Annotated in this window: 13 protein-coding genes and 1 tRNA gene; 12 read left to right on the top strand and 2 right to left on the bottom strand. The window is 61.3% G+C overall.

The window, feature by feature from the left end; genetic code table 11:
• The 5 genes from R6T97_RS11200 to R6T97_RS11220 form a co-directional block, all read left to right on the top strand.
• On the top strand, positions 1-516 hold a 516-nt coding region (locus tag R6T97_RS11200), incomplete at its 5' end, for a hypothetical protein (protein WP_410349373.1).
• Positions 517-603: 87 nt separating this feature from the next.
• Positions 604-1,683 (top strand): hypothetical protein, encoded by a 1,080-nt coding sequence (locus R6T97_RS11205; RefSeq protein WP_410349374.1) that lies wholly within the window; start codon positions 604-606, stop codon positions 1,681-1,683.
• 88 nt (positions 1,684-1,771) lie between these two features.
• On the top strand, positions 1,772-4,258 hold the full coding sequence (locus tag R6T97_RS11210) for an AAA family ATPase (protein ID WP_410349375.1): 2,487 nt from the start codon (positions 1,772-1,774) through the stop codon (positions 4,256-4,258).
• 67 nt (positions 4,259-4,325) lie between these two features.
• Complete coding sequence (locus R6T97_RS11215) at positions 4,326-4,490, top strand: hypothetical protein (RefSeq protein ID WP_410349376.1); 165 nt, start codon at positions 4,326-4,328, stop codon at positions 4,488-4,490.
• A gap of 893 nt (positions 4,491-5,383) precedes the next feature.
• The gene (locus R6T97_RS11220; RefSeq protein ID WP_410349377.1) at positions 5,384-5,800 is read left to right on the top strand and encodes a hypothetical protein; all 417 of its coding nucleotides are present in this window, start codon (positions 5,384-5,386) and stop codon (positions 5,798-5,800) included.
• Here the strand turns inward: R6T97_RS11220 and R6T97_RS11225 are convergent.
• The gene (locus R6T97_RS11225) at positions 5,797-7,071 is read right to left on the bottom strand and encodes a DUF6538 domain-containing protein (RefSeq protein ID WP_410349378.1); all 1,275 of its coding nucleotides are present in this window, start codon (positions 7,069-7,071) and stop codon (positions 5,797-5,799) included. The two genes, R6T97_RS11220 and R6T97_RS11225, sit on opposite strands and share 4 nt — an antisense overlap.
• A 144-nt stretch (positions 7,072-7,215) precedes the next feature.
• Positions 7,216-7,305, bottom strand: a tRNA-Ser gene (locus tag R6T97_RS11230).
• Positions 7,306-7,552: 247 nt separating this feature from the next.
• On the opposite strand from R6T97_RS11230, the gene R6T97_RS11235 reads away from it, so the two are divergent.
• The 7 genes from R6T97_RS11235 to R6T97_RS11265 all read left to right on the top strand — a co-directional run.
• On the top strand, positions 7,553-8,476 hold the full coding sequence (locus R6T97_RS11235; protein WP_410349379.1) for an SPOR domain-containing protein: 924 nt from the start codon (positions 7,553-7,555) through the stop codon (positions 8,474-8,476).
• 24 nt (positions 8,477-8,500) lie between these two features.
• Entirely contained in the window at positions 8,501-9,685 is a 1,185-nt protein-coding gene (locus R6T97_RS11240; RefSeq protein ID WP_410349380.1) for a D-alanyl-D-alanine carboxypeptidase family protein, read from the top strand.
• Positions 9,682-10,290: a dTMP kinase gene (gene tmk, locus R6T97_RS11245; RefSeq protein WP_410349381.1), complete on the top strand. Its 609-nt coding sequence runs from the start codon at positions 9,682-9,684 to the stop codon at positions 10,288-10,290. The genes R6T97_RS11240 and tmk overlap by 4 nt, the downstream gene beginning before the upstream one ends.
• Positions 10,287-11,408 (top strand): DNA polymerase III subunit delta', encoded by a 1,122-nt coding sequence (locus tag R6T97_RS11250; protein ID WP_410349382.1) that lies wholly within the window; start codon positions 10,287-10,289, stop codon positions 11,406-11,408. The genes tmk and R6T97_RS11250 overlap by 4 nt, the downstream gene beginning before the upstream one ends.
• Complete coding sequence (locus tag R6T97_RS11255) at positions 11,405-12,193, top strand: TatD family hydrolase (RefSeq protein WP_410349383.1); 789 nt, start codon at positions 11,405-11,407, stop codon at positions 12,191-12,193. The genes R6T97_RS11250 and R6T97_RS11255 overlap by 4 nt, the downstream gene beginning before the upstream one ends.
• Positions 12,190-12,999: an MBL fold metallo-hydrolase gene (locus R6T97_RS11260; protein ID WP_410349384.1), complete on the top strand. Its 810-nt coding sequence runs from the start codon at positions 12,190-12,192 to the stop codon at positions 12,997-12,999. Before R6T97_RS11255 ends, R6T97_RS11260 begins: the two co-directional genes overlap by 4 nt.
• A 22-nt stretch (positions 13,000-13,021) precedes the next feature.
• A partial coding sequence (locus R6T97_RS11265; protein ID WP_410349385.1) for an AEC family transporter occupies positions 13,022-13,482 on the top strand: 461 nt, incomplete at its 3' end.

The following is a 13,482-nucleotide window of genomic DNA, read 5'->3' on the forward strand; positions in this document are numbered from 1 at the left end:
AAAGCCCCTGTGAGCACGGTGTCGATTGTCGCGCTCTTCACGGCCTTTCTGGCCAGCCTGCCGCAGATGATCGCTGATGAGCGGGATCTGGCAGGATTTCCGGGTCATGATCCGGCAGTGGATGCCTGGATCACGGCGGCGGATGCGTCGCTGGCGGTGAGCAAGTCCGCCTGTCAGTCGGTACTGGCAGCTGCGCAGGCGTCTTCGCAAAGCGGCGTGACCGGCGAGCCCGACCGCGCGCTGGTCCGGGTGGCACAGCTGTTCCACAAGGTCATGGAAACGGTCGATCCGGACGCGGTGACGCGCCTGCGGGCACATGCCCGGCTGCGCCGATGGGCCTTTCTGATCGCGGGGACAGTTCCCCGCTCCCGCGCCATCAATGCGCAGATCAACGCGGCGCTGGACGCGCTGGAGGTGTGGTTGGCGCTGGAGGATGTCTTTGACGCCCGCGCCGCAGACTGGACCGATCATGGCCCGGATGACGACGATGCGTATACGGCGGCCCCGACTGCCTGACCACTCTCCACCCATCCTGTTTCACGTCCATTTGGCGCGGGTCCGCCCGCGCCCGATCTCCCCTTTTGTCTAATGAGGATAACGCCCATGCCCAAGACCTCCACCGTCGTAAAAAAGTCCCGTCCTGCCGTTCGCGGGGTGCCCTTTGAGATTGTGACCGGCCGTCAGGCCCGACTTTATGTCCCCCATCGCTCGCGCCATGTGCCCGCCAGCGCCTGGATCGATTACAACCGCCCTGTGCCGCAGGAATGGAAAGCCATTGCACAGGCAAAAGGCTTCCGCATCCGCCGCCGCATCCGCAACCGCCTGCATGTGGCGCTGGAATGCCACAGCTGCGGCAGCCTGACGGCACAACGTGTCTTCACCCTGCGCACGGCGCAGCCCCGCTGCGGTGGCTGTGCGGAAACAGCAATGATCGCGGAGGCTCGGGCTGCTGGTCTGATCTTCCTGCGTCGCGACAAGGTCGACCATCACTATGCTCTGTATCGCGCTGGATGTGGCCATGTGGTACGCCGCCAGGCTGAATTCGTCAGCCGGATGGCCGCAGGAAAAACCGATCTGTGCTGCGACCGGTGCTTGATCGCCCGCGAGCAGGCTGAGGCCCGCCGTCAGGGTTGGGTGCGTCTGCGCCGGGACCCGAATGGGAACCCCAACTACCGCATCTACCAGCACAGCTGCGGGCAGATCCAGCGGGCGGCACGCGTCAATCTGGCCTGGGGTCAGTGCAAGTGCCAGAGCTGTGGCGGAGCGTGGAATGCCCACCCGTCTTTTATCTACTTGGTCCGGATCGAGATTCCGGGGCTCGGCCTGCATTTGCTGAAGATGGGCTTTAGCAAGCACCCGCAAAAAAGGTTCCGCCACCAGTTGGGCCTGCCGCGCACCGCACGGGTCGATCTGGTTCGGACCATTCCCATCACTTCCGGACATGATGCCTGTGCGCTTGAAAAGGCGGCGCATGCGCAACTGCGGCACCTGATGCCCGAGGTGGTTGTGCCCGCAGAAGTCTACGCGGGCGTGGTAAACACCAAGTCGGAAATCTACACCCCGGCAGCCTTTGCCGAGATCATGCGCCTGATGGACGTGATCGAGGCCGCGCATCCGGTTGTCGGCGCATCGTTGCCACCTGCCAAGCCGGTCCGGACCCGCAAACCGCCGCGGTCCGCCTGATCCCAAGCGACAGGACGCCTTTCCACCACCCCCGCCGCATTTGCGCGGCGGGCCGTGCCCCTTTTTTCTCTGAACACTGGAGATCGCCATGACGATTGCACCTACATCTTCCCGCCCGTCGCAGACGGCTGCCCGCCTGGGCCCCCAGCTTGACTGGGAGATCTTCGCCCTCTCGCTACTTGATGCAGTGCGTGGCGCGACCTGGGCTGGATGGACCACATACCCCGCGGCAGCAGCTGAATCTCAGACCAGCGGCTCTGCACTTGGTGTCCATCTCTCTGGGCTGGCCTTGGCCACAGAAAATGCGGTCGATGAGGCGAGCAGCACCGCCCATCCTGAGCAGCCGGATCCGGCGGGCGATGCCTATGGTCCCGACTGCGTGGATGCCCTGCTGGACAAGGTCGAGCGCGAGGCCGCCCTGGCCGAGGCGATGGGCGATCTGCTGCCACCCTGTCCGACCGCAAGGCCCGAACGCCCGTCTACCTGGCACCCAAAACCTGTAACTCTGTTGACAATCCTGAAGTTGGCCCGGACCTTCGCGCATCCCGAGGCGATGGTGGCAGCCCTTGGTGCGCGGAGCGCGCTGACCCTGCTGGGCACAGGCAGCACCGCGCTGGACAAGATGGTCCGGCGGGTGCTGGAGGCCATCGTGGTCGATGATGACATCTGGCCCGAAGCGGCACTTGATCCGGTGGTGATGCTGGCCGAATACGCCATAAACTCGGGCAGCATCGATCGCCACCGTCCCTTCGCCGCCCTGACCGATAAGGCCCACGATGCCATCGAACAAGGCACACCCCTGATCCTGATCACCCCGGTCGCAGGCACAGCACCAAAGGCGCTCCGCGATCTGCACCCGCAGGTGAACCCCCTCGCACCACTTGACCGGCCCATGCTGGCAGTGCTCATGGACATGGCCTATCCGGGCCAGAACGCTCCCGCCGCCCTCCGGGCTTTGCCCGAAGAGGTGGTGCTGTCGCGCCTTTGCCCCGACGCGCTGACCTTGGCGCTGCGAGCGCCGGATCCGGACAGCGCCATTCGCGCTATCAAAGATACACTCAGCCCGTCAGGTCCGGACGCAGGGTTCGGTTTGGCTGAGTTCCCGCTGCCGGACAGCGTGCGTGCACCGGTCCAGCAGCTGATCGCCGATCTGCGCGACTGGCGGGACGGGCGTCTGGCCTGGCGCGATGTGACGCGCGGTCCGCTGGTGGTGGGCCCTCCGGGGTCCGGCAAGACTGAGCTGGCGCGGGTCATTGCCCGCGAGGCCGGGGTTGCGGTTGTTTCAGGGTCACTGGCGCAATGGTCGACTGAGAGCGCGCGCAGCTCGGACGTGATCAAGGCCATGCGCGCTGCTTTCAGCAGCGCCGCCGAACAGGCGCCAAGTATTTTGTTTATTGACGAGATCGACGCGTTCGGGGATCGCGCAAGGCCGAGAGACCACAATTCCACCTACACGGACTACATCGTGACTGCGTTGTTGGACCTGTTGGATGGATTCCACGGGCATGAAGGGGTCATGGTCATGGCCGCGACCAACCATGTCGAAAAGCTCGACGCCGCGCTGATCCGGCCGGGGCGCTTTGATCACATCGTGACGCTCGACTATCCCACGCTCGCCTTGCTGCCAGCCGCGCTGCGCTGGCAGTTGGGGTCCGATCTGCCGGATGCGGACCTGTCAGGCGTGGCAGTTCAGGCCGTCGGGGCATCGGGGGCAGATATTGCCGCCGCGGTCCGCGCTGCCCGTGCCCGCGCCCGCATGGCCCGGCGCGACCTGATCCTGGCAGATCTGGAGGAGGCGCTCGCCGCAGCGCGCCCGCCGCTGCCCCAAGCCCTGCGCTGGCGCGTATCCGTCCATGAAGCAGGTCATGCGGTGGTGGGCATGGCCACAGGTGTGGCGCTGCCCTCTATGCTGGCGCTGCGCAGCGATGGCGGCATTGCTCATGCCAGCAGGACCCGCGATATCCAGGACGCAGCGCATTTTGCAGGTCAGCTGGCGCTGGACCTCGCGGGACGCGCGGCTGAGCGCCATGTGTTCGGACAGCCATCTGCCGGGGCGGGGGGTGAAGTCGAAAGCGATCTTGCCAAAGCCACCCGCACAGCGACCGCCCTTGAGATCAGTTATGGTCTGGGCGACAGCCTTCTGTGGCTGGCCACACCCGATGCGGCGCAGGCGCGGCTGGCGCTTGACCCGGGCCTGCGCGCCCGCGTCGAGGCCCGGTTGCAGCAGGCCGAAGCGCGCGCGCTGCGCATCCTGCGCGCAAATCAAACGGTTTTGGATGACATGGCTCGCGCGCTCTGCACCGCAGGCCTGCTCACCGGACCGGCGCTGGAGGAGCTGCTTGCGCGGGTGGTGCCTGACCGGGAACCGGCTGGATCTGTGGGCGAGGAACCGGTCACGGGAGGGCAGTACGCCCATGCGGTAGCAGGGCCTGCAATCGCAGGACCCGCCGTCAGCACTGCGGATACAGGCAAACCCTCAGATGAACAGCCTCAGGCCTCCGCCCCTTTGTCCAGATCCGGCAGACATTGTTATGGGCTCAGTCGTGATACGGCTGGAAGGTGGGGCCTCGGCTGAACTGATTGTATTGGTCGTGCGCGGCTTGAAGGCCGGGCTATGATGCTCCCTTCAAACCGTGTGCGTGATGCCCTCTCCAACACCAGATCCACACCCTGAGGCCAGCCTGCTGACAATCGCTTCGACACGGCAGACCGCGCGGGCGGCGCAGCCGATCCGGACTGGTCTGGACCAGACCCATAACAGCGACATCCCGCCCGATCCGGACATCTTCTGGTCGTTCGCGACATGAAGGAGCAGGCGAGAGCAGTGTCCAGACCACTATCCCAAAGCGCGCATGCGGCCAGGGAGTCATATCTCCGTTAACATGAGTCTAGTCCGGACAAAGTGGCTGCCGACAGCCGCAGTTTGAGGCAGTATAGGTGGCGCGGGTTTGAGGCAGTCGCAACCGTCGGCTTTGTCCAGACATAAGGCCCTATTACCGATCCTCCGGAGTTCACCTGCGGCGCATTTTTTCCATCACCCGCTGCTGCAACCAACGCCCCGCCGCCACCGGATAACAACACGCAACTCCTGTCCGGATCCTGATCTGGTTTCTATGACCCCAAAACCAAACAACCCAACCCTCCACACGCGCCGAATGACGCGCCATTTCACTCACACGCTTCAAAACCTATCCCAACCCCACAAACCAAACAAAAGCACCGCAGGCACCCCGCGGGGGCCCCGCATGCGCAAAACTGGATGAGGGTTTCTGGAAGGAAGAATGAGATCATTGAACATGAGCACGGCGGGCTTTTGAAGCACCACACTTGATCATCGTCGCAGATAGACACAGCGAACACTGCGCAGTACCAGTAAAAAATGCCGCCACCTACTGCCTTTGATCACGACGCTCACGCGCGGTCAAACAGGTTCAAAACGAAAAAGTGACTATCAACATCAGTACGTTAAAGAATTTCGAATACACATGTTCCGCATTTCGGGGGGCTACTCCAACGACCCCCATGATGTATCTTGACCCTGACGCCCCGACCCGTTGCCCGTCCGGCCCTCTTAGGCTGGGCAGCCACGCTGCACGGACACGGGCACGACAGGGACGCGAATGCAATGGCACAAGGTGTGATGCAAACTAGGATCAGACAGCACCAGACCGCCCACCGCCCATCCGGCGCAGGGGGTGACATGTCGATCTCTCTTATAAAACCACCCCGCCCAGCTCCTGCACCACCTGCATCGCCGCCAGTCTTGTCCGTCGGGGACGCGGGCATACCTGCGCGTCAGGTTCGTGTCGCGTGCCAGGAATTCCGGACGCGTGATGCAGGCAACCATATCGTGCCCCTGCATGGCCACCAGCACGACCCCAGGCAGCCTGAACGCCCACCGCCACAAAGGACCGCGCCTGCCATCTCGCGCAGAACAATCCTTCGACAGCCTGTCGAGGAACGCATCGCCAACGCGATGCGCGTGGTCGCCGAACTGCTCCAGCATGACGAAGCCTATCTGCCCGTATATCTGCGGCTGGAAGCGGAACTGCACCAGGCAGACGCCCGTCGCGCCGCGTTGGAGCGCGCAAAATCCCTGCTGCAGACCCGCCCTTAGAAGGCGATGCGCTCCAGCTCGCCCTCTTTGAAGGCAAGCCCGCCCGCCTGACCGTATTTTTGCCGACCCAGCGAATGGCCCATCAATTCGCGCCGGACGCGCTCGTCAATCCGGCCCCGCAGCATACGGTCCTCAAAATTATGCCGCAGGCTGTACATCACGTGTTCATCACTCTCCATCAGCTCATTCTCGCGCAGGAATTTGTTCACAGTCGCCGACAAGGTCGCGGGCTTCGCCCGATACTGCGGGAACCCTTTTGGAAACGCGCGAAAGACATCAAGACTGACGCCGGTCAGCGGAATCTCGCGCCGCGAGGTCTTGTTCTTGATTTGGCGTGTTTCGTCTGCAGCGATCACAATATGGGGCACATCGTGGTCCAGCCGAATGCGTTCGGCGGTCAATCCCGCCGCTTCCGACGGGCGGTAACCCGTGTTGATCATGCCCAAAAAGATCGCCCGCGCCTCCGGGTTCAGGCCAGACAACACGCCCGGGGCCAGCAGCCGATCACGGATCCAGGTATCCGAGAACGGCAGCCGTTCTTTCTTGTCGCCCTCTTTCAAGGTCAGCTTAAGTAGCGGCAGGTCGAAATCGAACCCTTTCAGCTCGTTCACTGTCTTCAGCACATCAGCTAGGTGGATCAGGTCCTTGTTGGCTGAATTGGGCGTCAGATCCTCCTCAGCGATCCGTTCCAGCCACCAGGACCGAAAGTCGAGGAAGTCTGCGCGTTTCATCTGCGCCAGCGGCAGGTCGCCCACCACATCGATGAAATTCCGGACAGCTTTCTTGCGGGGATTGACCCAACGGCGCTTCTGATCCTCGCTTTTGCCACGGGTCCGATCGGGCGTCAGTTTCCAATATTCCTCCAGCGCCTGCGATACGGTGATCGACGGCACCTCCACAGCCCCCAAAACCGCACGGGCCGCAGCGAGGTTCGCCGATCCGTCCTGGCGTTGCAAAACCTCAATACGCGCAAGCAACGCCTCCAGCGGAAGCTGTTCAATATCGTGGATCGGCATGTAGCTCACGCCATGGCTGCCCGCGATCACGCGCGCGGCTTCAAACCGCGCGGCCCCGTCGTCGGACCGGCCCGCCAGCTGCGCCTCCCAGCCCGCGATCAGACTTTTCCACACCCCTGGCGCCTTTTGGGCCGCTAGCTGGCGCGAGTCGGTCTGCAAGGACACCCATACCTCGCGCCGCGGCTCGATGACCGCAAATTTGGCCGGAACCCGCCGCCGCAAATGCCACGTCTTCCCCCGCATCATCAGCTGCATATCACAAACCCCACATCACCGCCTGTGTAGCAAGATGTGTAGCAATAAATTTAGATTACAATAGGGCTCGCGCCCAGAGTACAGTCAACGATTGCCTGAAGTTCTTGAATTTATTAGATGATCTATGAACGACACCCAGTGTTGTGGCGGAGGAGGTGGGATTCGAACCCACGGTAGACTTTCACCTACGTCGGTTTTCAAGACCGGTGCATTCAACCACTCTGCCACTCCTCCGACAACGTGCTGTTAGCGGGTCATTTATGATTCGAAAAGCACGTTTGCGCCTTTGGGGAATTCCGCCGACAAAATCGGCGCCAGCCTTTTAAATTGTCCTGTCGAGCGCTATCGTCAGACAAACCATTGTGTGGTACGCGCGTCGTGCTGTACGATCATGTCCGTCACAAGGGCGCGGAGCAGTAATAAACACGGCTGAAAACGGCTGATGCCTGTAGAATGACCAGGGCAATCAAAGGGGCAAAAGATGACGGGCTTTATGATTTTGAACGCCAGAAAATGGCCGCTTACGATGGCATTGGCCAGTATTGTGGCATTGACCGCCTGCGATGAGAATGGCGCGTTTACGATGCCCGGATCCCAAGGGGCTGCAGCGGCGGCACCATTGCCAGCCAACGCTTTGAACCAGCGCCCGCAACGCGACATCGATGTTGAACGCCCCGATATTCTTGCAATCACCGATGATGGTCTTTGGGATGGCAGACCGTCGCTGGGTGGTGTCTGGGTGGCTCACCCCGAAGTGACGGATCCCGAACGCGTGGTGATCCGGAACACGGGCAGCGGTCAGGAAATCATCGGTGCCTTGTTTCGCCGTGAACGTGAAAACCCGGGCCCGCTTTTGCAGGTGTCTTCGGATGCCGCCGAAGCCCTTGGCCTTTTGCCCGGATCGCCGACCCGCCTTGAGGTCGTCGTCTTGCGCCGCCAAGAAGTGGAAGTCGAAGAAGCCGAAAACCCTGTCGTCGCAAGTCTGGATGCGCCGGTTGCAGTCGAAGAGGCACCTTTGGAGCCGGTTTCAGGTGAAGCTGACGCAACAGATGCAGCCGCCGCTGCGGTGGTCTTGCCTGCCGCTGTCGAGGCAGCAACCGCTGCGGCAGAGGCAACAGCCGCTGCAACCCCCGAGACGATTGATGTCTCATCCGTGATTGCGGCACCCGCGCCCCTGCCAGCAGGTTCGCTTGCGCAGATCGGCGTCTACAGTGTCGAAGCAAACGCCAACAATTCTGCTCGGATGATCACCGCCGCAGGTATCGATGCGACCGTGACCCCCGAAGAACTGGGCGGGCGTACTGTGTGGCGCGTCATTGCAGGACCACTGAGCGATGCCGCCGATGTTGCCCGGCTCAAGGACATGGGCTTTGTCGATGCATTTGTGATCGACAGCGCTCAATAGTGACCAGACCGAGAGGAAAGCCCCATGAGACCATTTGGATGCGTGCGCCGTTTCGCCTTGACGGCTTTTTTTGCGATCACCCCTGCTTGGGCCGCGGCGTTCGAGACGAATGCTACTGCCGCCTATATCTATGATCAGACGACGGATACGGTTCTGCTGGCAAAGAATGCGCAAACACCTTTGCCGCCGGCCTCAATGTCCAAGTTGATGACGATCTACATGACATTTGAAGCTGTTGCCGATGGCCGGCTGGACATCAACGAGGAACTGGCAGTTTCGTCTCATGCGGCAAGCTTTGGCGGATCATCCATGTTTCTCGATACCACCGACAGAGTGCGCGTCGAGGACTTGTTGCGCGGCGTTATTGTTGTCTCTGGCAACGACGCCAGCGTGGTGTTGGCCGAAGCCTTGTCGCCCGACGGCACAGAGGCCGGTTTCGCCCGTTTGATGACGGACCGTGCGCGCCAGATGGGGATGATGAATTCGACCTTCGTCAACTCGAGCGGTTGGCCTGCGGCGGGGCACCGCATGTCGATGGAAGATCTTGGTATTCTGACAGATCGCCTGATCTCGGATTTCCCGACATTCTATCCGCTCTTTGCCGAAATGGACTTTCCCTTTGATGGCCGGGTGCCGTCGAACTCGGGCAACCGCAACCCGGTGTTGTCGATGGGGCTCGGGGCGGATGGCCTCAAGACCGGACATACAGAAGAGGCAGGATTTGGTCTTGTGGGATCAGCCAAGCAGGATGGCCGCCGCGTGATCTTCGTGATCACTGGTTTGCAATCGCGCCAAGAGCGTGCGGAAGAATCTGCCAAAATCATCAACTGGGCCTTCCGCCAGTTCGCCCAGAAGGACATCGCCGACGCGGGCACGCGCATCGCCTCTGCCGATGTCTGGATGGGCGACTTTCCAACTGTCGGCTTGTCCGTGGCCGAGGATTTTTCTCTGCTCGTGCCGGTTCTGAACCAGGGCGACATCGAAGCTGAGGTCGTCTACGACGGCCCGATCGAAGCCCCGATCACGGCAGGTCAGCAGTTGGGTGAGTTGGTGATCAACCTTGATGAACTGCCCGAAAAACGTATCCCTCTGGTTGCAGAGACCGATATCGCCCGTGGTGGTTTTGCCACGCGTCTGCGCACCGCCGCTTTGGTGCTTTGGCAAAAGTACGGTCCCGGCGGCGCAGACGAGGTGGCCGGGGAGGCATGAGTCAGCCTCGCTTCATTACCTTCGAGGGCATCGACGGGTCCGGTAAATCCACGCAGTCGCGGCGCTTTGCCGATCACTTGTGCGCGAAAGGCCAAGAGGTGGTCCTGACCCGTGAACCGGGCGGCAGCCCCGGGGCGGAAGACATTCGCCAACTGCTGTTGACGGGTGATCCTGACCGATGGTCGCCAGAGACGGAAATCCTGCTGTTTACTGCGGCGCGGCGCGATCATCTGGAAAAGACAATCGCGCCTGCGTTGGCTGCGGGAAAAATCGTGATTTCGGACCGCTTCGCCGATAGCACCCGCGTCTATCAGGGGGCCACACGCGGCGATCTGCGCGCGATGGTCGACAGCTTGCACAGCCTGATGATCGGGCGCGAGCCTGACTTGACCTTCATCATCGACATGGACCCGGCCACGGCACTGGAACGTGGATTGGCACGCAAGTCGGGCGAGGACCGGTTCGAGGATTTTGGCCTTGGCTTTCAGGAAACCCTCCGCCATGGGTTTCTCGCCTTGGCCCATGCCAACCCAGAGCGCTGCATCCTGATCGACGGCAACCGCACGCCTGACCAGATCGCCAGCGAAATTGCAGCCTACGCATGAGCGACGATGATATCCCAGAGCCAGACCGGATTGCAGGTGCGCCTCACCCGCGCGAGACCCGCGTTCTGTATGGGCAGGCCAAGGCCGAAGCGGATTTTCTGGATGCTTTCGGGGCAGGGCGCCTCCATTCGGGGTGGCTCATTACCGGGCCGCGCGGGGTGGGTAAGGCCACGCTTGCATGGAAGATCGCAACATTTCTTCTTGCCGGGCAGGAAGCAGGGCTGTTTGACGATCCTTCATTGGAAGTCGATCCTGAACATCCTGACGCACGCCTGATCCAGTCAGGCGCACACCCGCGCCTTTCGGTGATCCGCCGCCCGTGGGACGACAAGACCAAGAAGCTGAAAACAGACATCACTGTAGATGCGGTGCGGAACCTCAAGACCTTTTTCCAGATGTCTGCGGCCGATGGCGGGCGGCGTGTCGTCATTGTCGATGCCGCCGACGAGTTGAACCGCAATGCCGCGAATGCAATCCTGAAAGAACTCGAAGAACCTCCCGCAAACTGCACAATCTTGTTGATCGCGCACCAGCCCTCGCGCCTGCTGCCCACGATCCGGTCGCGGTGCCGCGAATTGCGCTGTATGCGGCTGAATGCGGACGATCTGCAAGGCGCGCTTGCACAGGCAGGTCATCCATCTGATCAGACCGAAAGCCTTGCAGCTTTGGCCGGAGGCTCTGCGGGTGATGCCATCCGGTTGCTGAACCACGACGGCTTGGCGCTCTATGCGGAACTGGTCAAGACCTTCGATAAATTGCCGCGGATCGACCGCCCGTCGGCCTTGAGACTGGCGGACGCTTGTGTCGGGCGCGGCTCTGATGTGCGCTTCGGCATGACGCTGGATTTGATTGATCTGTTCCTGTCACGTGCGGCCCGCGCGGGTTTGTTGGGCGAACCCTCTGCGCAAGGTGCCCCGGGCGAAGCCCGACTTCTGGCCCGTATCGCGCCCGATGACCGGACAGCGCGCCGATGGGCCCAGCTTCAGCAGGATTTGACCGACCGTTCGCGACACGGGCGCGCGGTGAACCTTGACCCTGCCGCGCTGATCCTTGATATGGTTTTCAAGATAGAAGAGACGGCACAAGCGACCGCCCCGAGCCTGAAAGCCGCGAGATGACCCAAGCAACCATCGTTGACAGCCACTGCCACCTAGATTTCCCCGATTTTGATGGTGAGAGGGACGCGCTGATCGCGCGCGCGCTGGAGGCTGGCGTGACGCGCATGGTCACGATCTGCACCAAGCTGCGTCTGGAACCGCAAGTGCGGGCGATTGCAGAAACATATGATCCGGTTTTTTACGCCGCAGGGACCCACCCGATGAGTGCGGCGCAAGAGCCATTGGTCAGCCTCGAAGACCTCGTAGCACTTGCGGATCATCCGAAATTTGTCGGGATTGGCGAAACGGGACTGGATTATCACTACACAGCGGAAAGCGCCGAAATTCAGCAGCAATCCTTGCGCATCCACATCGCCGCAGCGCGCGAGACCAAGCTGCCCCTGATCATCCATGCGCGCGCGGCGGATGATGACATGGCCCGTATCCTGCAAGAAGAATTTGAAAAGGGTGCCTATACCTGCGTCATGCATTGCTTTTCCAGTAGTGCGGCTTTGGCAGAAGTGGCCCTCCAGATGGGTTTCTATCTGTCGATGTCAGGCATTGCAGCCTTCCCCAAAAGTCAGGATTTGCGCGATATCTTCGCCGCTGCCCCTGTGGATCGTATTCTGGTAGAGACTGACAGCCCTTATCTTGCACCACCACCCTTCAGGGGCAAACGCAACGAACCGTCCTATACCGCGCACACGGCGAAAGTCGGGGCTGAGGTCTTCGGCCTGTCCTATGAGGAATTTGCCAAACAGACGACGGCGAATTTCGAACGGCTGTTCTGGAAAGCCGCCGCATGAATGACCAGCTCCATTTCCGGATTTTGGGCTGCGGGTCTTCGGGCGGGGTGCCGCGCCTTGGCGGGCTTTGGGGCGCATGTGATCCGTCAAATCCCAAAAACATGCGGACCCGGTGTTCCCTGCTTGTCAGCCGCACCAGTGGCGATCGGGTCACGCGGGTGCTGATTGATACGTCGCCTGATATGCGTGCCCAGCTTTTGGCCGCCGAGGTCGGTGAAGTGGATGCCGTCGTCTACACACACGGCCACGCCGACCATGTGCATGGCATCGATGACCTGCGCATGATCGTTTTCAACAAGGGTGAACGCTTGCAGGTCTGGGCTGATGGTGACACCAGCAATGACCTGACACGGCGGTTCGGCTATGCTTTTACCCAGCCCAAAGGGTCATCCTATCCGCCGATCTGCGAATTGAACGAGATCGAAGGTGATATCACGATCAGCGGGGCAGGGGGCGATATTGTGCTGCGCCCGTTCCAGGTGCCCCACGGCAGGATAGACGCCTTGGGCTTTCGGATAGGCGATGTGGCGTATCTGCCCGATGTATCGGATATTCCCGATCATGTGTGGCCTATGCTGGCGGGGCTTGATCTTTGGATCGTCGATGCCCTGCGCCGCGATCCGCATCCATCTCATGTGCATCTGGCCAAGGCACTGGAGTGGATCGAGAAAGCCGCACCGCACCGCGCGATCCTGACCAACATGCATAACGACCTCGATTATGCGACGGTCGCGGCGGAAACCCCCGATCATATTGACCCCGCCTATGACGGCATGACTGTTACCGTGCCCGCACCCAAAGCCTGACAGCACCCACGAAGGAGCCGCAATGGCCGCGTTGATTGACGTTATCTTGCCGGTTTTTTTGGTCATCGGCTTTGGTTATATTGCTGTCTGGAAGGGATATTTCAGCGACAGTGGCGTTGATGGGTTGATGAAATTCACCCAAGGCTTCGCTATTCCCTGCCTGCTGTTTCGTGCCATTTCGACCCTTGATCTGGAACAGAACTTTGATCTTGCCTTGCTGGGCAGTTTCTATGCCGGCGCTCTGGCCGGATTCACGGCGGGACTTTTGGGCGCGCACTACCTTTTCGGGCGGGATTGGGAAGACAGCGTGGCGATCGGGTTCTGCTGCCTCTTTTCCAACTCGCTCTTGTTGGGGCTGCCGATTACCGAGCGCGCCTACGGGGTGTCCGCGCTCGAGGCCAACTATGCGATTATCGCGATCCATTCGCCATTTTGCTACATGGTGGGCATCACCGCCATGGAGATCGCGCGCAACCGTGGTGG

Origin of the sequence: Yoonia sp. (assembly GCF_046498525.1) — a bacterium.
Taxonomy (GTDB): Bacteria; Pseudomonadota; Alphaproteobacteria; order Rhodobacterales; family Rhodobacteraceae; genus Yoonia.